The following is a 431-nucleotide window of genomic DNA, read 5'->3' on the forward strand; positions in this document are numbered from 1 at the left end:
GCCGACATGAAAGGCGGCCGCGTAGTCGCTCTGCGTGTACCGAACGGCGCGAAATTCAGCCGCAAAGAAATCGACGAATATACTAAATTTGTCGGCATCTACGGCGCGAAAGGTCTGGCATACATCAAAGTAAACGATATCAGCAACCTTTCCAACGGCGAAGACAGCGGCCTGCAATCTCCAATCGTGAAATTCCTGTCCGAAAACGCTCTGAAAGAAATCATCGAGCGTACCGGCGCACAAAACGGCGACATCATTTTCTTCGGCGCGGACAAAACCAAAGTCGTGAACGAAGCCATCGGCGCATTGCGTATTAAAGTCGGCTTGGAACACGGCAAAGACAACGGCTACTTCGTAGACGAATGGAAACCTTTGTGGGTTGTCGATTTCCCAATGTTTGAATACGACGAAGAAGCCGACCGCTACGTTGC

Annotated in this window: 1 protein-coding gene; it reads left to right on the top strand. The window is 50.8% G+C overall.

Going from position 1 to position 431, the window contains the following annotated elements:
• A partial coding sequence (locus ACTHUR_RS21650; RefSeq protein ID WP_440400877.1) for a GAD domain-containing protein occupies positions 1 to 431 on the top strand: 431 nt, incomplete at both ends.

The sequence above is a fragment of the Neisseria sp. P0021.S007 genome, assembly GCF_051956855.1.